Origin of the sequence: Corynebacterium casei LMG S-19264, from assembly GCF_000550785.1 — a bacterium.
GTDB classification, from domain to species: Bacteria; Actinomycetota; Actinomycetes; order Mycobacteriales; family Mycobacteriaceae; genus Corynebacterium; species Corynebacterium casei.
This window is the reverse complement of sequence record NZ_CP004350.1, coordinates 2,295,081-2,315,446: the sequence shown is the minus strand read 5'-3', so window position 1 is coordinate 2,315,446 and position 20,366 is coordinate 2,295,081. Positions and strand designations below refer to the sequence as shown.

16 protein-coding genes and 1 tRNA gene are annotated in these 20,366 nt (G+C 55.5%); 11 read left to right on the top strand and 6 right to left on the bottom strand.

Features of this window, described 5'->3' with window-relative positions; translation table 11 throughout:
* The first annotated feature begins 56 nt into the window (after positions 1–56).
* Genes CCASEI_RS10605 through CCASEI_RS10595 form a run of 3 tightly spaced genes read left to right on the top strand, consistent with a single transcriptional unit; the run spans position 57 to position 3,967 of the window.
* On the top strand, positions 57–1,160 hold the full coding sequence (locus CCASEI_RS10605; protein ID WP_006822012.1) for a potassium channel family protein: 1,104 nt from the start codon (positions 57–59) through the stop codon (positions 1,158–1,160).
* A 3-nt stretch (positions 1,161–1,163) separates the two neighbouring features.
* Positions 1,164–1,892 carry an NAD(+) diphosphatase gene (locus CCASEI_RS10600; RefSeq protein WP_025387966.1) on the top strand — a complete coding sequence of 243 codons (729 nt, stop codon included), beginning with the start codon at positions 1,164–1,166 and terminating at the stop codon, positions 1,890–1,892.
* Positions 1,889–3,967 (top strand): ATP-dependent DNA helicase UvrD2, encoded by a 2,079-nt coding sequence (locus CCASEI_RS10595; protein ID WP_025387965.1) that lies wholly within the window; start codon positions 1,889–1,891, stop codon positions 3,965–3,967. Before CCASEI_RS10600 ends, CCASEI_RS10595 begins: the two co-directional genes overlap by 4 nt.
* A gap of 24 nt (positions 3,968–3,991) precedes the next feature.
* Here the strand turns inward: CCASEI_RS10595 and CCASEI_RS10590 are convergent, their stop codons facing one another.
* Positions 3,992–4,858 carry a hypothetical protein gene (locus CCASEI_RS10590; RefSeq protein ID WP_006822015.1) on the bottom strand — a complete coding sequence of 289 codons (867 nt, stop codon included), beginning with the start codon at positions 4,856–4,858 and terminating at the stop codon, positions 3,992–3,994.
* A 67-nt stretch (positions 4,859–4,925) separates the two neighbouring features.
* Between CCASEI_RS10590 and CCASEI_RS10585 the strand changes: the two genes are divergently transcribed.
* Positions 4,926–5,456, top strand: a complete 531-nt coding sequence (locus tag CCASEI_RS10585) for a M48 metallopeptidase family protein (RefSeq protein WP_006822016.1) — start codon at positions 4,926–4,928, stop codon at positions 5,454–5,456.
* Here the strand turns inward: CCASEI_RS10585 and CCASEI_RS10580 are convergent, their stop codons facing one another.
* Positions 5,457–6,923 carry a zinc-dependent metalloprotease gene (locus CCASEI_RS10580; protein WP_006822017.1) on the bottom strand — a complete coding sequence of 489 codons (1,467 nt, stop codon included), beginning with the start codon at positions 6,921–6,923 and terminating at the stop codon, positions 5,457–5,459.
* Positions 6,924–7,004: 81 nt separating this feature from the next.
* Between CCASEI_RS10580 and CCASEI_RS10575 the strand changes: the two genes are divergently transcribed.
* Positions 7,005–8,072, top strand: coding sequence for a YlbL family protein (locus tag CCASEI_RS10575; RefSeq protein WP_025387963.1), 1,068 nt, complete (start codon positions 7,005–7,007; stop codon positions 8,070–8,072).
* 90 nt (positions 8,073–8,162) lie between these two features.
* On the opposite strand, the gene CCASEI_RS10570 is transcribed toward CCASEI_RS10575, so the two are convergent.
* Both CCASEI_RS10570 and CCASEI_RS10565 read right to left on the bottom strand, forming a co-directional pair.
* Positions 8,163–8,828, bottom strand: coding sequence for a hypothetical protein (locus tag CCASEI_RS10570; protein ID WP_006822019.1), 666 nt, complete (start codon positions 8,826–8,828; stop codon positions 8,163–8,165).
* A 59-nt stretch (positions 8,829–8,887) separates the two neighbouring features.
* Positions 8,888–9,418, bottom strand: a complete 531-nt coding sequence (locus CCASEI_RS10565) for a PPA1309 family protein (protein ID WP_006822020.1) — start codon at positions 9,416–9,418, stop codon at positions 8,888–8,890.
* A gap of 124 nt (positions 9,419–9,542) precedes the next feature.
* On the opposite strand from CCASEI_RS10565, the gene CCASEI_RS10560 reads away from it, so the two are divergent.
* Positions 9,543–12,521: a UPF0182 family protein gene (locus CCASEI_RS10560; RefSeq protein WP_025387962.1), complete on the top strand. Its 2,979-nt coding sequence runs from the start codon at positions 9,543–9,545 to the stop codon at positions 12,519–12,521.
* 136 nt (positions 12,522–12,657) lie between these two features.
* Here CCASEI_RS10560 and CCASEI_RS10555 read toward each other — a convergent pair whose 3' ends face one another.
* Positions 12,658–14,286 carry an IS30 family transposase gene (locus CCASEI_RS10555; RefSeq protein ID WP_025387961.1) on the bottom strand — a complete coding sequence of 543 codons (1,629 nt, stop codon included), beginning with the start codon at positions 14,284–14,286 and terminating at the stop codon, positions 12,658–12,660.
* 179 nt (positions 14,287–14,465) lie between these two features.
* On the opposite strand from CCASEI_RS10555, the gene CCASEI_RS10550 reads away from it, so the two are divergent.
* Together CCASEI_RS10550 and CCASEI_RS14805 are read left to right on the top strand one after the other, a co-directional pair.
* Positions 14,466–14,542 (top strand) — tRNA-Met (locus CCASEI_RS10550).
* 119 nt (positions 14,543–14,661) lie between these two features.
* The gene (locus tag CCASEI_RS14805) at positions 14,662–15,012 is read left to right on the top strand and encodes a hypothetical protein (RefSeq protein ID WP_006821877.1); all 351 of its coding nucleotides are present in this window, start codon (positions 14,662–14,664) and stop codon (positions 15,010–15,012) included.
* Between the two features lie 18 nt (positions 15,013–15,030).
* Here the strand turns inward: CCASEI_RS14805 and CCASEI_RS10540 are convergent, their stop codons facing one another.
* Positions 15,031–16,692: an MDR family MFS transporter gene (locus CCASEI_RS10540; RefSeq protein ID WP_006821876.1), complete on the bottom strand. Its 1,662-nt coding sequence runs from the start codon at positions 16,690–16,692 to the stop codon at positions 15,031–15,033.
* A 145-nt stretch (positions 16,693–16,837) separates the two neighbouring features.
* Between CCASEI_RS10540 and CCASEI_RS14505 the strand changes: the two genes are divergently transcribed.
* The 3 genes from CCASEI_RS14505 to CCASEI_RS10525 all read left to right on the top strand — a co-directional run bounded on the left by CCASEI_RS14505 (position 16,838) and on the right by CCASEI_RS10525 (position 20,359).
* The gene (locus tag CCASEI_RS14505; protein ID WP_006821875.1) at positions 16,838–17,446 is read left to right on the top strand and encodes a TetR/AcrR family transcriptional regulator; all 609 of its coding nucleotides are present in this window, start codon (positions 16,838–16,840) and stop codon (positions 17,444–17,446) included.
* Between the two features lie 158 nt (positions 17,447–17,604).
* Positions 17,605–18,921, top strand: a complete 1,317-nt coding sequence (locus CCASEI_RS10530) for a HAMP domain-containing protein (RefSeq protein ID WP_025387960.1) — start codon at positions 17,605–17,607, stop codon at positions 18,919–18,921.
* The gene (locus tag CCASEI_RS10525; protein WP_035094351.1) at positions 18,899–20,359 is read left to right on the top strand and encodes an SLC13 family permease; all 1,461 of its coding nucleotides are present in this window, start codon (positions 18,899–18,901) and stop codon (positions 20,357–20,359) included. Before CCASEI_RS10530 ends, CCASEI_RS10525 begins: the two co-directional genes overlap by 23 nt.
* Positions 20,360–20,366: the final 7 nt, after the last annotated feature.

The following is a 20,366-nucleotide window of genomic DNA, read 5'->3' as shown; positions in this document are numbered from 1 at the left end:
TATATGCTTATCAGTCTTAACGGCTTCTATTATGTGGAAAGGTAGCCTTCTAGATCATGCCAGCACGTGTTAAACGGGTGAAAAACCGGATCGCAGAATCATTCCGGTCAGCCGTGGAATTGTCCTCACAGCCGGATCACGCGCTGATTGATATCATCACAGTGCCTCGTAACTTGGCGGCAAGTCCATGGAGACAACTAGGTAAACGCCTTATGTGGGCTTTCGCCCTTGTGGTCTTCGTCACTTTTCTTGTGTACTTTGACCGCGAGGGCTATAGCGAAGACCTCACGTGGATTGATGCCGCGTATTATTCTTCAGTCTCATTAACCACAGTGGGCTATGGCGATATTGTGCCGGTCACCCAGGAAGCACGTTTGGTGAACTTGCTGGTTATTACACCAGCCCGTCTGGCCTTCCTGGTGTTGTTGGTTGGTGCTACGCTTTCGGTTCTGACGGACCGTGCTCGCCGAACATTTCAGATTTCACGTTGGAGAAGAACATTGCGTAACCACACCGTTGTTATTGGTTATGGCACCAAGGGTGCCGGCGCTGTTGCAGCATTGCTTGCCGATGGCATCTCACCATCCCAAATTGTGGTCATTGACCAAAATCGTGCTGCGTTGGCCAATGCGGAGCATCACGGTCTAGTAACTATATACGGGACGGGCACCAGAGCAGATGTTTTGAAGATCGCCGGCGTTCCTCAAGCGAATGCTGTCGTGGTGACTCCGTCCACCGATGACACGGCGGTGCTGTGTACCTTGGCGGTGCGTGAGCTTGCTCCTTCCGCAAAGATTGTGGCCTCTGTGCGTGAATCCGCCAACCGCCACTTGCTGTTGCAGTCCGGTGCGGATTCTGTGGTGACTTCCGCTGAAACCGCCGGACGCTTGTTGGGTCTGGCCACGGTCACTCCAACCGTGGTGGAAATGATGGAAGATCTCCTCTCACCCAATGAGGGCTTTTCCGTTGCGGAGCGCCCCGTGCGTGAATATGAGGTGGGCTCCAACCCACGCCACTTAGCCGATATTGTGCTGGCGGTGCTGCGCAACGGTGACCTGATTCGTGTGGATACGGCCGGGGCATCGGCACTAAAACCAGGTGACCGCTTGCTGTATATCAAGCATGACACTGAAGACCCTGCGGAACTGGTGGACGAATAATCTATGTTTGTCCCGGTTACTGAACAGGGCTTGGTGCCTGTGGATGACACCGGGAAACCAGTCCTTCTCGATCACCCCGCCCACAACATGACGGTGCGGGTGAGCGAACACCCTGAGTTGTGGGCGTGTGCGATTGAAGAAGACCATGCGCGCAGCTTGGGCACGCTTGTTTCCGCGCGCGCCTTTTTCGGCGATAGGCTAATCACGCGCGCTATCGGCATGATGAAATACCGCTACCTCAACCGCTTTGATGCAGTCACAGGCCAGCGCTTAGAGTTCCCTGATACCGGCGTGGTGGGCCATCCTGAACAGCACCCCGGCATGCTGTTTCCGCGCCTGGACCCAGCGGTTATAACGCGAGTGCATCACCCCGAAAAAGACGCAATCTTGATGGGGCGGGATAAGAAACGCCCGCAGTATTTTTCCCTGATTGCTGGATACGTGGATATCGGAGAGTCCCTGGAAGAAGCTGCTTGCCGGGAGGTCAAAGAAGAGACTGGCTTTGATGTCCGGGACGTCAAGTACTTTGGTTCTCAGCCCTGGGTTTTATCCGGTTCTTTGATGATTGGCTTAAGCGCAGTGGCAAAAGAAGAGTCTTTGGCTCACCCCGGTCCGCGCGATGGAGAATTGGTTGAGGTCCGGTGGGTGGACAAGACTGAGATTGATACGTTGAATGTGCCAGGTGCTGGTTCAATTGCGCACAGGTTATTAGAGGAGTGGTATTCGCAGTGAGTTCCTTTGAGTTAGATTTGGAGGCGCTGGATGATGACCAGCGCGCTGCTGCAACCGCACCGCGCGGCCCGGTCTGTATTTTGGCGGGTGCTGGCACGGGTAAGACCCGCACCATTACGTACCGCATTGCGCACATGGTGGACCAAGGCTTTGTGTCCCCACAGCGGGTACTAGCCGTGACGTTTACCTCCAAAGCCGCGGGTGAGATGCGTGACCGCTTGATGTCCATGGGTGTCACGGGCGTGCAAGCCCGGACCTTCCACGCTGCGGCATTGCGGCAGTTGAAGTATTTCTGGCCGCAGGTAGCAGGGGATCTGCCGTGGCGTTTGGTGGATAACAAGTTTCCTATCGTCTCCCGCGCGGTACGCAACGTAGGTATGGATCCAACCAAGGAAACCGTGCGCGATATCTTGAGCGAAATTGAGTGGGCGAAGTCTTCTCTGATTTCCGCCGACGGCTACGTCGATGCACTCAAAGCGCACGATCGTATTGCGCCGAAGGATCCGCAGAAGGTGGCGAAGGTCTACCAGCGCTATGAAGAGTTCAAGTCTCAGCCCGATGGCATGCTGCTGGACTTTGATGACCTGCTCATCCACGTGGCTGGTGCATTAGAAAATGCACCAGCGGTAGCAGAAGAGTTTCGCCAGCAGTACCGCACCTTCGTTGTAGATGAGTACCAGGACGTCACTCCCCTGCAGCAGCGGGTGCTAAACGCCTGGTTGGGGGAGCGCGATGATTTAACCGTGGTGGGTGATGCCAATCAGACCATTTACTCATTTACCGGTGCATCACCAGATTTCTTGCTGGATTTCTCGCGTACCTATGACAACGCCACCGTGGTGAAACTGCAACGCGACTACCGCTCCACGCCACAGGTCACAGACCTGGCTAACACCGTCATTGAAAAGGCCGTGGGCCGTGCCGCCGGTACGCGCCTGCGCTTGGAGGGCATGCGTGAGCCCGGCCCCGTGCCGAAGTTCCAAGCCTATGAATCTGAAGAGATTGAAGCCAAGGAAGTCGCAGGTGAGATTCTCACCCTGCTCAATCAAGGCGTTGCGGCAAGTGAGATTGCCATTTTGTACCGCACCAATTTCCAGTCAGCGGTCTTTGAAGAAGCACTCGCGGATGCCGGAATCGTGTACCAAGTTCGCGGTGGTGATGGTTTCTTCCACCGCCAAGAAATCGTGGAAGCAACCCGGGCACTTCATCGCGCGGCACGGCGTTCAGATCTGCCGAATGACCCAGTCGCCATTGCCAAGGCCGCTTTTGTGGAAATTGGTCTATCGGACAATGAGCCTGAGGGTGCACAAGCCCGCGAACGTTGGCAGTCACTCAGTGCCCTGGTGGATCTAATTTCCACCATCGTGCGTGATAACCCTGGCATTGACTTACCCGGTGTCATCATGGATCTGCAGCGCCGCGCCAGCAACAAGCAGGCACCCACCATGGAAGGTGTCACGTTGTCTACGCTGCACGCAGCGAAGGGCTTGGAATGGGACGCCGTCTTCCTAGTTGGCCTGACTGAAAAGCTGCTGCCCATCAATCAAGCCATCAAGGCTCAAGATGACCGCGGTGATGATGAGGCGATTGAAGAAGAGCGCCGCTTGTTCTATGTCGGCATTACCCGCGCGCGCATCCACCTGCTGTGCTCCTGGGCCTTGGCTAAGACCACCGGTTCTCGTGCTTCGCGTCAGCGCACGCGCTTCCTCGACGGCGTGGTGCCTGAGCTGGGAGATTCTTCCGCGCACAGCTCCCGTGTCTCGCGCCCCAAGCGCTGCCGTGTCTGCCAGGGCTACCTGAACGCGCCGGCCGATAAGGTGCTGGGACGCCATGAGACCTGCGAATCATTGGCAGATGAAGAAGTCTTCAGTGCTCTGCGCCAATGGCGCGCACGGGTATCCAAAGACATTGGCAAACCCGCCTACGTGGTCTTCACCGACGCCACCTTGCTCTCAATATCCGAGGCACTCCCGTCCGATAAGAACGGGTTGCTGTCCATCTCCGGGGTGGGCCCGCGCAAACTCGATGAATACGGCGACGAAGTCCTCGAAGTCATCCGCGGCGTGCACTCTTAGGTCCGCACTCGTGGCGGTGAACCCTTAAGCGTGAAAGCACGCCGGGCACTGCTGGTGCGAGCCCACCAACCGGTGCAGGGACTTGCCGTAGATATCAATATCAATTAGCTCCCCGGCGTAGTAGCGCTTGTTTGGCGCGCCGGGCGGAAACGGCCGGCCCACCAGCCAATCAATAATGACAGCTGCTTGCGCGGTCACAGCCGCGAGCACCTGCTCATCAGTGTTAATCTGCTGTTCTTTCAACTGCTGAGTGATCACTGCCCAGCGCGGGTCGAGCTCCGCGCGGTGCAGCTCAAAACACAGCGGGCACGGCCCTTCACCTTTCAGCCGCAGTGGACCGATGAAGCCGCGCGAATCCACAATGGAAATCGGCATCCAAGAACATGAGTCCGGAAGAGCGTGCAGTGCCGAAGCAACCTCCGGGGTTTGGTGCAGTTGGTCAACGGCTAACACCACGGTGCCGTGATCCATGGTGGATAAATACACGTGCAACATTTCCCAATCCAAAGGTGAGCGCACGCCCAGGCCGCGTTGCAAACACATCGCGCGAATGGATTGCGCCAGCAGTGAATCGCCCAAGACCACGATGCGTGGCTCGTTTCTTTGCGGATGAATAATCGCGTACTCCACCAGGTCATGAAACAAGCTGCGCGCCGCCAGCATGCTCATGCCCGTGGATGAAAAAACCCGTTCCCACTGATAGCGCGTGCGCGGTTCATCATGCTGCGCATCACGCAACACCTTCACCAGAGTTTGTGCCTTGGGTGATTCAATGATGCCTGCGCGCGTGGCATCCATCCCGAACTGAATGTGTGTCTCATCGCGGACAAAGATTCCAATGCCCGGGCCAAGAACGTACTTGGTGTGCTCACCAATTTCTCTATCAATCATGACTTACCCCCGTTTAAAGATAAGTCTGCCATGATTTGAATAAGCACGCACGATATTATTGGCACTCATGTCGAATTCTTCTCACATGCCTGTCAAGGTCATTCGCTCTGCCAAGCGCAAGCGCACCGTTGCGGCACGCCTCAACGCGGGCGTTTTAGAAGTACGCATCCCGGGCTGGATGAACAAGAGTGAAGAAGATGACGCCGTCGCGGACATGCTGCAGCGCGTTGCCAAGCGCACGGTTTCCCAGCATACTTCTGACGATCAGCTGGAACAGCGCGCGCAGGAGCTCAACGCTAAGGTCCTAGACAATAAGGCGCAGGTTGGTTCTATTCGCTGGGTGAGCAATCAAAATACGCGCTGGGGGAGTACGTCCATTGCGACTGGCGATATTCGTATTTCAGACCGGCTGCAGAAGGTGCCGGATTACGTCTTGGATTCGGTCATTGTTCACGAACTCACGCACACCTTCATCCCCGGACACTCCAAAGAATTTTGGGAATGGGCAGATAGGGCGCATAAAGCAGAGCGCGCTAAAGGCTATCTAGAAGCCTTCGCGCGCTTTGGTCAGGCTGAAGAATCAGCAGAAGCAGAATAACTACTTCTCATCAGAGCCGGAGGAATCAGAAGGTCCGGACTCGCCGTCCTTGTCGTCCTTCTCATCCTTATTTTCAGCGTCTGAGCTCGAATCAGCCTCAGAATCCTGAGCCTTCTTTGCTTCATCATCTTCGCTGACACCGGTTTCACCGTTGCGGAGCATTTCTTCCAGCTTGGCAAACTCAGCATCAAAATCATCGGTGGATTCATCATCCAGCAGGCCATCAATGAAGGCAGCAGGGTTTTCCAGGTGCTCTGCGGAAGGAATGAAGTCTGGGTGGTCCCACACGTGGTCACGCTTGTCCACACCAACAGCGATGGTGGAACGACGCCACAGCTCAGCAGCGGCTTCCACGTTCGGGGCGCCGAATTCAATGCCGACAACCTTGGCGAATGCCTTTTCAGCAGAGCCACCGGAGTTGCGGCGGTTCTGCCAAGCGCGCGCCATCGCAGGAGTCGAAGGGATACGGGTGCTCAAAGCCTCATTGACCACGTATTCAACCCAGCCTTCAACCAGCGCCAGCAGGGTTTCCAGGCGGGTAACGGCCGCAGCATTGCGGGAGGTAATCCGCGGGCTAAGGTCCATACCTTGCAGCTTGCCGATGGCATCCTGAATAGCCTCTGGATCCCCAGACTCCAAGTTGAGCTCGCGGGTGGCTTCTTCTAAGTGGGAGGTGTCAATCTCCAGGCCGATGGCGTATTCCTCCACGGAGGAGACTAGGCGCTCAACCAACCATGGAACATGCTTGAACAGGCGCTGGCGGGCTGCCTCGCGGGCGGCGATGTAGACCAGGACTTCCTGGCTTGGCACCTTCAAATCACGCGCGATGGACTGGATATTGTGCGGCAAAATAGCGTTCACACCAGCTGGTGCAACTGGAAGACCGAAGTCCGAGCCTGTTAGGGCCTGACGGGCCAGGTCACCAAGGGCGTGGCCGAGCTGCATGCCAAAGTTCATGCCTGACATCTGCGTCATCATGTTGGCAATCGGGCCCATCATTTCCCGGGCTTCTTCCGGCAGGGACTCTAATTGGGCATCAGCCATATGCTGCGCGACAGGAGAAACCATGCGCTTCCACATTGGCATGGTCTCATTCAGCCAGGTCTGCGCATTCCACGCCTGGGTGGACGCAGATGCAGTTGGAAGCGAGGTGTGCTCATCAATCCACAGTTCTGCCAAACGCACGGACTCTTCGACCGCGCGCTTGTCTTCATCACTAATAGGTTTTTCAGAGCCTAATTGCTGGCGGGCGATGCGCTCTGCCATGTCATAATTCACAGGTCCCGAGCCATCCGGGGAATTCATGGAACTGCCCATGCCAGAAAGCATGGCGCCGAACTGGTTAAGCATGTCGCCTAAACCGCCGCCACCAGCTCCGGAACCAAAGTTAAAGCCGAAGGGATTGTTATTACGATTGTTTTCGTCGTCGTCATCATTGTTGAATGAAAAACCGAATCCATTACTCATACTCCCAATGTACCCAGGGTGAGGTGGATATCTCCATGGTGATAGCTACGCTGACAGCGAACAAGGGTAGAGTATTTTGGCGTGAGTACACCGTCGAACCGCAGATTAACCACCCTGGCCTTGGGCGCAGTGCCCATCGTGCTGCTCGGTGGGTTAATGAGCATTGACCACATCCCAGGAACAGAAATTTCTCTCACTGTGCCTTATGCGGCGCAGGGGCCGGGACCAACCGTCGATACACTTTCAAATGTTGACGGGCTAGACGTCGTTGAAATCGAAGGCGCTGAGACCTATGAGACCTCAGGGCAGCTGAACATGACGACGGTGGCGGTACGCACCAATATGTCACTGTCGCAGGCAATCGGGCGTTGGCTTACTACCGATGACACCATTGTTCCGCTCGAAACCGTCATCCCAACGGGCACTAGCTCCGAGGACATGAAGGTAGCGAACCAGCAGGCCTTCGTCCAATCTGAAGCCGCCGCGACGGTCACCGCCATGGATTACCTGGATATCCCCGTCCACGTTGTCGTGGCCGGGGTGATGGAAGAATCTGCAGCCTTCGATGTGGTTAAGCCTGAGGATGTAGTCCTCGCCGTTGATGGTCAGGATGTTTCTGAACCAGCAGAAGTACAAGAGCTCATTCGCGCCAAGGCGCCTGGCGATGAAGTCACGTTGACGCTAGAAAACAACGGCGAAGAACGCGAAGAAACCGTGAGCTTGGGTGAACACCCTGATGATGCAAGCGTGCCTTTGCTGGGCGTAACCATGACATCCGCACCACGTGATGGCATGAATGTCACCTACAACCTGCAAGATGTCGGCGGCCCCTCGGCCGGCATGATGTTCTCACTCGCGGTGATTGACAAGCTGACTGAAGAAGACCTCACTGGCGGTCACTTCGTTGCAGGCACCGGCACCATCTCTGAAGACGGCACCGTGGGGCCAATCGGCGGCATTGAGCACAAGATTGAGGCATCAAAAGAAGCCGGTGCGGAATTGTTCCTCGCACCGGCCGCGAACTGCGAAGCCGCCACCAGCCGCGATAGCGGCGACATGGTCATCGCGTCTGTTGAAACCCTCGACGACGCAGTCCAAGCCATGGACGATTTCGCCAACGGTGAGGAAGTCCGCACCTGTTCGGAATAGCCTTAGAGCAAAGCTCACCCCATTCACTATTCGTAAAATTCTGAGCTCTTCGCATTAAAACGTAAAATTCTGAGCTTTGCTCCAAGAATTTTACGGGGTGTAGAGCCCCAGCTCAATGAGGCGGTCTTCTGGATCTTCCTGATCGGTTGACAGCATCTGCTGGACCACGAGGCCCTCGTTGTTGTCCACGACGGTCAGCACAGCGGTGCTACCGAGGGTGGACCAGCCAACAACGCGGTCGCCGCTGTCTTCCAAGACAGTGGAGCTGCGCAGCTCAGTGAGCACCTGGGTGGTCTGGGTCGCGCGGTTGGAAGACTTGGAGAACTGGATCTGGCCTACTTCTGGGCCAGAGCAGTTGTAGTTGTTCTCATTGCCCACTGGGTCACAAGAATCAAACTTTTCAAAAAGCTCACGCGGGGCAATGGAGCCGAAGATTTCATAGGCATCTTCAACATCTTCGCTGATGCTGCCGGAGCTAGCCGATGTCGTCTCCGTTGGTTCTTCAGATTCTGACTCAGAAGGTTCAGCGGTTGCAGACTCCGACTCCGACTCAGAGGTTTCTGTGCTGGACTCGGTTTCTGAGGACGTGGACTCTTCCGAGGTCTCGGAAGTTTCTTCCGTGTTCTCAGTGACGGTGGAAGTCTCCGGTGCGGGCTCAGGAGCAGGTTCTTCAGTGTTGCCGCACGCAACAAGAGTGGCTGCTAAGAATACTGCGCCAGTTAGTTGCATGATGCGCGGCTTGCGGGATTTAAGCACGGAACCTACTCCTCATGTAGTGCGTGAAATTTTAGCCTTTTACAGTCTAGACGAATTAATTACAGCAAATCATCCGGGTCTTGCTCCAGACCATAACGAAGCGCTGCTACAACACCCGGGGCTACATTCGGACCGCCCCGTAGTTGGACGTCGTCTTCGGCGAACGGCCCGGCATCGGCAAGCTCTTGCTCCGTTGGACGAATCTGCAACACAGTTTGCTCTAAGCCTTCTTCCCGCAAACAGCCTGAAAAGAGTCTGGCAGGACGAGGCTCAGTATCAGTAGAAGATGTGTCCTTGAACATAATTTCTTGCGCCAACACCGCACCCTCAACCTGATGAGGCCACGCAATACGAGAGACATAATCCGCCAACTCTTCGGAGCCCGGCTGGATATTATCCGGAAGATTATCCTGAACAACCAAGGTCAGCGGCGCGGAATCATCATCCAAGTCAATTTGATCAACAACTAAAGCCGTAGGAACCAACGCGAAAAGTGTAGGGGGAGCCTCCCAGCCCTCCGCGTGAACAAAGTCCACGGCTTCCATCATCGCTTTGTTAAGAGCTTGTTGATTAAAACCTGGGGAACTCATGAGCAACCTCGTTCGTTAGCTAGATGGTACTGGCCGTAAAATTGGCCAACTAATAGACAATTTTGGCACACGATATTGATTGGAGCTGGCGTTGGTTTCACATACAGCCCAACCCTCCGCCCCTATGAAACGACCGCCCCGCATTTTAGCGTGGGTGCTCGGCATCATCGCAGTAATACTTTTCATCGGACCATTGTTCGTTGGAGTGTATACCGACTGGAAGTGGTTTGGCGCAATTGACTACCGCGGGGTTTTCAACACCGCAATCATTGCACGAGTAGTCCTGTTCCTCGTGACCGCGCTGGTCGCCGCCGCTGTTGTGTGGCTGGCTGGATACTTCGTGTGGCGTGGCCGGCCCGACGACATGGACTTGGGCGACTTGAACTCGCCGGTCTACCAATACCGTCAAGCAATTGAAAAGTCTGTTGGCACCTTCCTCAAGGTGCTGCCACTGATCATCGGTTTGATGACGGGCTTTTTGCTGCAAAGCTCATGGCGCAGCATCCTGCTGTTTGTCAACGGCACCGACTTCGGTGAGACCGACCCACAGTTCGGACTGGACTACGGTTTCTACGCATTCCAGCTGCCTGTCTTCCAGCTGATTGTCTCCACCTTGTCCATGCTGACCTTGGTGGCCCTGCTCATCGCACTAGTCGGCCACTACGTTCTGGGCGGCATCCGCATTGGCAACCAGGCTGCGGGCATCAAGGGTTCTTTGTCTAAGCCTGCTCGTATTCAGCTGGCAGTCACCGCCGGTATCTGGATGCTGCTGAAGGTAGTGGACTACTGGCTGCAGCGCTACGCGCTGCTGTACAACTCCAATGACATGTTCTCCGGTGCTTCTTACACCGACTTGAACGCACAGCTTCCAGCAAAGATCATTTTGATGGTCATCGGTGTGTTCGTTGCGGTAGCTTTCTTCGCCGCGATTGTGCTCAAGGACTTGCGCATCCCAGCACTTGCCGTTGTGTTGATGCTGGTTTCCGGCATTGTGATTGGTGGCGCATGGCCAATTTTGATGGAGCGTTTCTCCGTTCAGCCAAATCGTTCCGCGAAAGAAGCTGAATCGATTGCTCGCAATATTGAATCAACTCGTTACGCATATGGGCTTACTGATGAAGAAGTGACCTACATCGAGGACTGGGGCGCGGAAGAAACTTCCGATGAAGCAGTCGCTGCCGATGAAGCAACGATTTCTAACCTGCGCCTTCTGGATCCGGACATTTTGTCCCCTACCTTTACCCAGATGCAGCAACTGCGTAACTTCTACGGCTTCGCTAAGACTTTGTCCATGGACCGCTACATGGTTGATGGTGATCTGCGCGACTTCGTTGTTGCTGCGCGTGAGGTTGACCCGAACGCACTGCGTGAGAACCAGCTGAACTGGATTAACCGCCACACCGTTTACACCCACGGCAACGGCTTTGTTGCTGCACAGGCAAACCGCGTTGATGAGGTTGCACAGGATGCAGGCTCTACCCGCGGTGGCTTCCCAGTCTTTAACGTTTCTGACCTGCAGACCCAGGCCGGCGAAGAAGCTGAAGGCGAAGGCGAGACCCTAGATGCTGAGTCCGAGTTGGGCATTCACGTGGACCAACCTCGTATCTACTACGGCCCAGTGACCGCTTCTGCTGATGATGGTGCGGATTACGCCATCGTTGGTGACACCGGCAACGGCCCAGTGGAGTTTGATACTGATAACTCCAGCTTCACCTATGACGGTGAGGGCGGCGTGGACATTGGCAACATGTTTGACCGTGCTGCTTACGCTTTGCGCTACCAGGAAATGAACCTGATTCTGTCCGACCGCGTTGGTTCTGAATCGAAGATTCTCTACGACCGTGACCCACGTGAGCGTGTGGAAAAGGTTGCTCCTTGGTTGACCACTGACTCTGAGACCTACCCAGCTGTGGTTGATGGCCGCATCAAGTGGATTGTGGACGGCTACACCACCCTCGACCGTTTCCCTTACTCGCAGGGTGAGAACCTGACTGAGGCTACCGCCGATGCATTGAATGCTGAAGGTACCCAGCAGCGTCTGATTTCTGATGAGGTTGGCTACATCCGTAACTCCGTTAAGGCTACCGTCGATGCTTATGACGGCAGCGTGGAAATCTTCGAGTTCGACACCGAGGACCCGGTGCTAAAGGCTTGGGAGGGTGTATTCCCGGACGTTGTGAAGCCTGAGTCTGAGATTTCTGATGAGCTGCGTGCTCACTTCCGCTACCCACAGGACATGTTCAAGGTGCAGCGTTCAATCCTGGCGCGTTACCACGTCGATGATCCAAACGTCTTCTTCAACAACGACGCCTTCTGGTCTGTCCCAGCTGACCCAACCGGTGCTGACCAAGAGAACCTGGACCAGCCTCCGTACTACGTTGTGGCCGCTGAGCCTGAGACCGGTGAACCAACCTTCCAGCTGATTACTTCCTTCCGTGGTCTGTCCCGTGAGTTCTTGTCTGCTCACATGACTGCATCCTCGGATCCTGACAGCTACGGCGAAATCACTGTTCGCGTTCTGCCAACCAATACTCAGACTCAGGGTCCGAAGCAGGCGCAGGATGCCATGATGTCTTCGGATCAGGTGGCACGAGATATGACGTTGTGGCGTGGATCGAACGACCTGCATAATGGTAACTTGCTGGCCTTGCCAGTAGGCGGCGGTGAAATTCTGTACATGGAGCCGATTTACTCGCAGCGTAAGGACCAGGCTTCGGCCTTCCCGAAGCTGCTGCGTGTTCTGGTTTCCTACAAGGGCCGCGTTGGTTATGCACCAACCGTGGATGCCGCGCTTGAGCAGGTGGGTATTGATTCCGACGCAGTTCAGGACATCGAGGTTGTTGATGATGGCGGCGATGCCGGCACCGATACGGACGCCGATGAGCAGCCTGCTGATGAAGCACCAGCTGAGGATGACACCCCAGCCGCTCCATTGCCTGAAAACGCTGAGGAAGCTATGAACGCTATCAACGACGCGTTGACTGGTCTGGAAGATGCCCGCGACGGCTCCCACGAGGAGTACGGCCGCGCATTGGATGAGTTGGACAGTGCCGTCCAGCAATTCCAGGACCTTCAGACTCCTGCTGAGCAGCCAGCCGAATAATCTGGCAACAACGCCTGTGAGACTAGGGCTGTAGTCTCACACAGCACAGTAAAAGCACCAACCCAATGGGCTGGTGCTTTTACTGATCTAGACCGAATCTTGAATTCTAGGCGTCGTTGCACCGGTTAATGTGTATTTAGGTGATGCTACCGGTTTCTTTGAGTGCTTGTGCCATGACTTCGGCTGGTGTTTTCCAGCCCAGGATTTTCCTGGGTTTGTGGTTGTGGATATTGGCTATCATTTCTAGGTCTTCAGCAGAGTATTGTGACAGGTCAGATGATTTCGGAAGGTTGCGCCGCAGCCTTCCGTTGGTGTTTTCGTTACTACCTCGCTCCCACGGTGAACCAGGATGTGCGAAATAGATTTGAATATCAGTGGCCATACTAAAGGCTTTATGGCCAGCCATTTCCGATCCCTGGTCCCACGTTATTGATGACCATATTGATTTATCCAGGTTCTGCACCGACGCGGTCAACGACTGCAACACAGCCATGGAATCATGACGGCCTGGTAAATGACCTAAGACAACGAATCGGCTGACGCGCTCAACCAAGGTGATAATCGCGGACTTGTTGTGCGCTCCTAAGATGAGGTCGCCTTCCCAATGCCCGGGGATGACGCGTTCATCGACTTCGTCTGGGCGCTCATCAATCAGAATCATCTTGTCGACAAACCGGTCATTAGCTTTATCTTCGCGTGGGCTAGTGCGCTTGCGTCGACGTACTCGTCCGGTGGGAAGTGTCAGTCCTTCGTCTTTGAGTCGACCCTTCGCTTCTAGGTAAAACGCTTCATAGATGGTTTCATGGCTCACTCGCATCTCCTGATCATCCGGATAGTCATGCCGGATACGCCCAGCAATTTCTTCTGGTGACCATTGTGCCTGCAGCTTTTCCACAACATAATTACGCAATCGTGGCGATGCCACCAGCTTTCCCAACTGTGGACGAGCCCTGCGTGCTACAGCTTTCAATTGTGCAGCTTCTGGACGATAAGGACCTTCAGCACTGTGATTGCGGCGAAGCTCGCGGCTAATAGAAGAATGCGACCTGTGAAGTTTGCGGGCTATCTCTCGTACGCCAAGACCTTCCCGGTATAAGTCAGCTATCGTCACGCGGTCTAGGTGGGATAGATACCGTGAGCTAATCGGCTTATACGGGTCGGTGCCAGGTGGCAGTTTGGGCTCCGGCCTGCGATAAGGCTCGATAGCTGCGTTGACCTGCAAAAGGCGGTTCATAAGCTTGTTATACACTTTCGCCAAAGGGCCTGCAGAAACAAAGCTATTGCGGGGCGGCTCACCATAGTTTTCTAAGCCGCTTTCGAAAGAAGTCGCTGTTCGTATACAAATCTCGATGGCAGACGCAGCAGACTTTTTCGGCAGGCCAGCCAGGCGCAAACGCAGGTAGTCCACCCGCAGATTAGTGTTGTTGATTCTGCGCTGTGGCCAAGATACGGGACTGACAAGGCCTTGCTTTGTCGCGCGATTACGCAAAACAGTATCTGAGATCCCTAGTTGCCTAGCAGCAGCATAAACGGGGATACCAGCACGAACTAATTCCAATGCCCGTAATACGCGCTGTTCGTCAACAACACGAGGACGATAATCGATCAGTTCTTCAGCATGGGCATAAAACCATGCATGCCTGCGATTGCAACCCAAACGCAACACTGCCTGACGTAGACTCATCCCCTGACCGAGCAAGTCGCGAAGACCTTCTTTATCTGCATCCGACAACGAGTGGAACGGACCACTAGGACGGTTATTCATTGCACTACCTCCGACTAGAAATGGTGCAACGACGGTCTGAAATTAAGAATCCGAATCCATCACTGCTCTGTCCCTGTTCTTCCGTTGATTTGGGTCTTTTCCCACCCGTGTGTATAGTTGAGCAAGTCGCCAACGCTTGAACTTCAAGCAAAGCGCAGGTGAACGTAAAGTTCATTCGTCGCGGGGTGGAGCAGCTCGGTAGCTCGCTGGGCTCATAACCCAGAGGTCGTAGGTTCGAATCCTGCCCCCGCTACCAATTACAAAATAGCCACAGTCAGTAGAAATGCCGACTGTGGCTATTTTCGATCTATCCACGAGCCTGTGCTCGCGCTACGCTTGCTCCAATTGACGAGGACTACGAATTGGGGAGCAAACATGACAAATCGCGAGGGCGAATTGACTGATGAAGTCATGTCTGTAATACCGAGTGAAGTTGAACCCCATCGGCGCTGGCATACAGCCGATGTTCATGATGCTCGTGCGGACCTTGAACTCTTACTTCTAGCAAGCAATGCACATGACGTCTTTGCCAAGCTCATGCGAGGAGAGAAAACCTTCAGTGCAGAGGAGATCATCACTCTTGGGGAGTTGAACTTCAGATGCTGGCTTCAAGGCTATGAACCCATTGCAATTCTCATTTCTGGAATGCCGGTGCGTCTTAATACAGGAATGGACGCCGTGCTGGATGAAGCACTGGCGTCCAAGATTGTTAAGCGTGCCGAGTAACGGCGTGCTCAAAGGAGATTACGAGCTGAGTTTGCCGTCGTCGTTCGAAGTCGGGGTGGCGGAGGCGTTGGAAGCGGTTTGGGCTTCGGCGCGCTGCTCGGCTTCGAGGCGTTCGGCTTCTTCGCCGCCGATGGCTTCGCCGCGGGCAACGAGGCCGGACTCGGTTTGGAGCGGGATTTCCTTGAGGAAGAATGCGAAGATAAGCGCCAGAACCAGGAATGGGATGACGTACCAGAACACTGGTGCCAGGGAGTCGGCGTAGGCGGCAACGATCCCGTTCTGCACCTGCTCAGGCAGGGTGCTCAGCGTTTGCGGGTCAATGGTTGCGGTTGCATCGGCAGCTTGGGAGGCGTCGAGGCCGGAGCCGGTGAAGACATCGTTAAGCCGCTCTGCCAACCGTGCGGTGAAGTAAGCGCCAAAGACTGCGGTGCCCAAAGACGCACCGACCTCACGGAAGTAGTTGTTCGTACTGGTTGCGGTACCAACGGTATCCGCAGGGACAGAGTTCTGAGCAACGAGGACGATGATCTGCATGACAAAGCCCAGGCCCGCGCCGAAGAGTGCCAGGTAGGCACAAATCAGCCAGATTGGGGTCTCCGCCGACAACGTGGTCATGGCGAACAGCGCCGCGATGGCAAGGATGATGCCGATAATTGGGTACATCTTGTACTTGCCGCTCTTGGCCACCCACAAACCGGAAACAATCGAGGTCAGCATCAAGCCAGCCATCATTGGAATCATCAACAAGCCTGACTCCGCAGCAGACGTGCCGGAAGCCATCTGCAGGAAGGTTGGCATAAAGCCCAGTGCTGCGAACATCGCAATGCCAAGGGTGAAACCAATGCCGGCGGTGATGAGGAAGAGCTTGTTGCGGAACAGCGACAGCGGAATGATTGGATCTTCCGCGCGGGACTCCACGAACACGAAGATAGTCACCGCGATGGCCATGCCCGCGCCCCACATCCATGTGGAGACCGTATCCCAACCGTGGTTGGCGTTGCCACCAAAGTCAGTGAACATGATCAAGCAGGTAGTCGCCGCAGACAAGAAGAGAACGCCGAGCCAGTCAATGCGCTTGGTTGCCTTATGCGTTGGCAGTTGTAGCGCGAAAACACCGATAAAGAAGGCGATGATGCCGATTGGGATGTTTATGTAAAATGCCCACTGCCAGGTCAGGTGGTCCACAAAGTAGCCGCCGAGCAGGGGGCCGGCAACAGCGGAGATACCGAAGACCGCGCCCATGGGGCCCATGTACTTACCGCGTTCGCTCGCGGGAACAATGTCTGCGATAATCGCCTGCGACAAAATCATCAAGCCACCGCCGCCGAGGCCCTGAATGGCGCGGAAGATAACAAAGGTCCAGAAATCACCGGAAAATGCACAGCCGACGGACGCCAGGGTAAACAGTGCAATAGCCAGCAAGAACAAGTTGCGTCGGCCGAGCACGTCGCCGAACTTGCCATAAATAGGCATCACGATGGTAGTTGCCAGCAGATAAGCAGTGGTAATCCACATCTGGTGCTCAACACCGCCGAGCTGACCAACAATCGTTGGCATGGCGGTGGACACGATGGTCTGGTCCAAGCTAGAGAGCATCATGCCGGCCAGCAAAGCGGAGAAGATAATCCAGATACGGCGCTTTGTCAGCAGTAGCGGCGCATCCTTCGTCATTGTTGTCATGGGAGGTTCCTCTTTGAGAAGGGGGATGTACTTTATTCAAATTACAGTTACTGAAAATACAAAGTACACCTACTGCAATTGAGGTGCCAACCTAGTAGTCTGAGAAAATAGACGCAAGGGATTTAAATTGAGATGGAGGCCATAGATGACCAGTCCACGCGCGGAAGCAACCAAGACTGCTATTGAAGACGCTGCTTTGGATCTGGCGCTAGAACGCGGTTATGAACAGGTCACCGTCGATATGATCTGCGAACAAGTCGGTGTCACCCAACGAACCTTCTTTAACCATTTCCCCACGAAAGATGATGCGCTTTTAGGCCGTGACCTCCCCGAAGTGGATGAGCGGGCCGCGCGCGAGTTTATAGTCTCAAATGGCTCTCTGCTGCTTGACGCCGTTTCACTGATAACAATGCCCACGGAGGGACGCACACATCATCGCGCCTCTGACCGCTGGAAGGTCATTGCTGCGACTCCATCGCTGCTGACCAAACAAATGGAAAGACTGGAAGCTTTGGAAGGTGAGCTCAACGAAATTATCACCTTGCGCCTGCGCTCCCAGTATCCGCAGCGCTCAAAAGAAGAACTTGATGATGAAGTCGCAATGACAACCCACATGCTCAACGGAGTATTCCGCTGGATTGGCACCCGCGCCGAAATTGATGGCCACACGCCTGAGGCTTTCGCCGCCATTGCTGACCAAGCGCGCGGGACTTTGCGTGATGTGGTGCAGCATTCTGCCAGTTCAGACGAGTAGCAGCGCGCCATTCTCCTGAGGATGCGCTTCGCACTTAGATACAAAAATCAGACATGAAGATTGTTTAATGAACGCCTAATGGCAGCTTCATCCTTCGTTTATACGGTAGTCAGCATTCCAAATTGGAGTGCTGATTACTTATATGGAGGGAGGCTGCAATGCCTGACATGGCTCGTCATTCCTCGCGTTCACGGCTGTTGTTCTGGTTGTTAGGTCTAGTTGCAATTTCGCTTTTGGCTATCGTGCTCACCACGCGGACGGTGCTGCTGGGCGCTGTGCCGGAGAAAGCCAATGAAGATGTGATCCAGGAGCTAGAAGAGTTTCGGTCCCTGGCACAAGTCGGAGTGGATCCGGAGACTTCGCAACCTTTTGCCTCAAACACTCGGTTGTTACAGGTGTTCTTGTCCCGGCAGATTCCAACCCGTGATGAAGCATTGGTGGGAATTGTTGATGGAAGGCTTGTTGGACTTCCAGGTCCTGCTGGCCGCAGCTTGGCGGAGGGAGATCCGCTCATTCAACATGCCACCGAATCACCCATGCCGGCGGGAGTATACGTACCCGATGACGGCGATCCGATTCATTGGGGGACCGTCACCGTCGATGGCGGCGAGGGTTCGCAAGAGGTCAAGCTGATGGTGGCCCGGTTTACGGACTCGGATTACCGCGAGATTGCTGAACTCATGCGGGTGGTCGCTTTGGTCGCGGCCGGGGTTCTGGTGCTAGCGGCGTTTCTCGCGTGGCTGATCACTGGACGTTTGCTCGCACCCATCCGGAAGGTTTCGCACCAGGCGGCCGAAGATAGTCGTAGTGGTTCAGCCACCCGGCTGGGCTTTGATGGTACGGATGAAATCACGGAGTTAGCCAGGGCATACAACGACGCTTGGGTGCGTGAATATGAAGTTCGTGGAATCAACCAGTCGGTCACGCAGGCTGCGGCGCGTGAGATCCGCGAGGGTATTAATCAACCGGAGAAGCTGCGTGCGACGTGTGAATCATTAATGGCACTTTCGCGGCTTGCCCCGGGCACGCGCGGTATTGCTACTGAGCAGGCTGACTTGGGCGTGATTGCGCGTGATTTTGATGCGCAGGCATTCGATGCATCCGGTACGGCACAGGTGGATCGCACAGCGCTTGCCGATGCCCTACGTGCCATCGCCGGGATGTTGGCGCCGCATGCACAACAGCCATTGCGTGCTGGTGCGCACGTCAATGGTGATACTGCCCGGCTGTGGATTACCGCCGCGGACTTTGTCGCCGATGATGAGCAGGCTGCCGCGATGATCTCATGGCCCGTCAGCTCCACCTATGCAGCCGTTGTGCGCACCGTGGCAGATTCCCACGGCGGACGCGCGCTGGTGACTGCCGATGCCTCATCTGGCACCACGGTGCTCCTCGAACTTCCCGCGGGAGGTGAACATCATGACGAAAGCAGCAAGAAATCAAATAGCAGGGATGCAGACCGTAATAAGCAGTAGCCCTCCTGCGCCGCGGCTTTTGCCAAAGGTTGGACGGCAGTTCGCCCGTCCACACTTAGGCTCATGGAAGACGGCCGTCGGTATCGCCGTAGTCGCCGGGGTGTGGGTATTGACCAGCGCATTAAGTCCGGAGGCGCAGGCCACACTGACTGTGTTTGCCGCCGCGATTTGGCTGTGGGTATTTGGCACGTTGAATGATACTTACGTGGCACTGGGCGCAGCTAGTGCCCTGGTGTTGGCTAATGCGTTGAGCGCAGAGGAGTTCTTCGCAGCGCTTGGCGATGACACTACGTGGCTTCTCATTGGCGCCTTCATTCTCTCCGCCGCGGTGACACAGTCCGGGCTGGCACTGCGGGCAACGGCGTGGTTAACGCGCCGAGTCAGCACACCGCATGGGCTGGTACATTTGCTGGCCTTGGCTATTACAGCCACCGCCTTCGCGGTACCTGCCACCAGTGGGCGTGCAGCGCTCATCCTCCCAGTACTCATTGCGCTGCGCGGCGTGCTGCCGACACCGCAGCAGTGGCTGGTGAAAGTGCTGGCCTTGGTATTGCCAACCGTTGTGTTGTTTACCGCGGCAGCATCGCTGATTGGTGCTGGCGCGCACCTCATTACGGTGCAGATTCTGGGCACCAATGACTTACCGGAGATTTCCTTTACCCGCTGGATTGTGCTGGGCCTGCCCTATGCACTGGTCATGGCGCATGTCTCCGCAGAAGTGGTGCTGCGGATGTTTTCCACCTCCGCGCAGCGCGCCGAGAAAGTACAGCTCACCACTGCTGACTTTGGCGACTCGGTTATCGGGCCCTTGTCTTCTGATCAGCAACGCTCAATAGCCATTCTGGGCGCGGCAGTGGCGCTGTGGTTTAGCGAATCCTTGCACGGCATTGACCCAGCACTAGTGGCGGTCTTGGCGGCGTTGCTGATTTGCTCGCCACAGATGGGCACCGTGGATTTCAAAGAAACCATCCGCCAGGTTCCGTGGAACTTGCTGCTGTTTATGGCAGCAACCATCGCCATGAGCGGGGCACTACTGTCTTCCGGCGCAGCGGATGTCCTTGCTACCGCAATCCTGGGTTCAGCAAACCCGATGGTGTTCGTAGCATTGGTCATCATTGTTTCTTCCGCAGCGCACCTGGTTATCCAGTCGCGTTCCGCGCGCTCAGCGGTGCTGATTCCACTGGTGGTGGCCACAGCACCCGCGGTGGGTGTTAACCCAGTGGCGGTGGCTTTTATCTCCACCGTGGCAGCGGGCTTTTGCCACACTTTGCCGTCCTCGGCAAAGCCACTGGCCATTTTCTCCGGCCACGAGCCCGCTCCATTTGCTAACCGCGAACTCATGCGCATGGCAGCGGTTCTCTTTCCCATTCACCTTCTAGTCATGGCGCTATTTGCCTGGCTGATATGGCCAGCTCTTGGCCTCAACCTCTACCTATAAAAGGAGT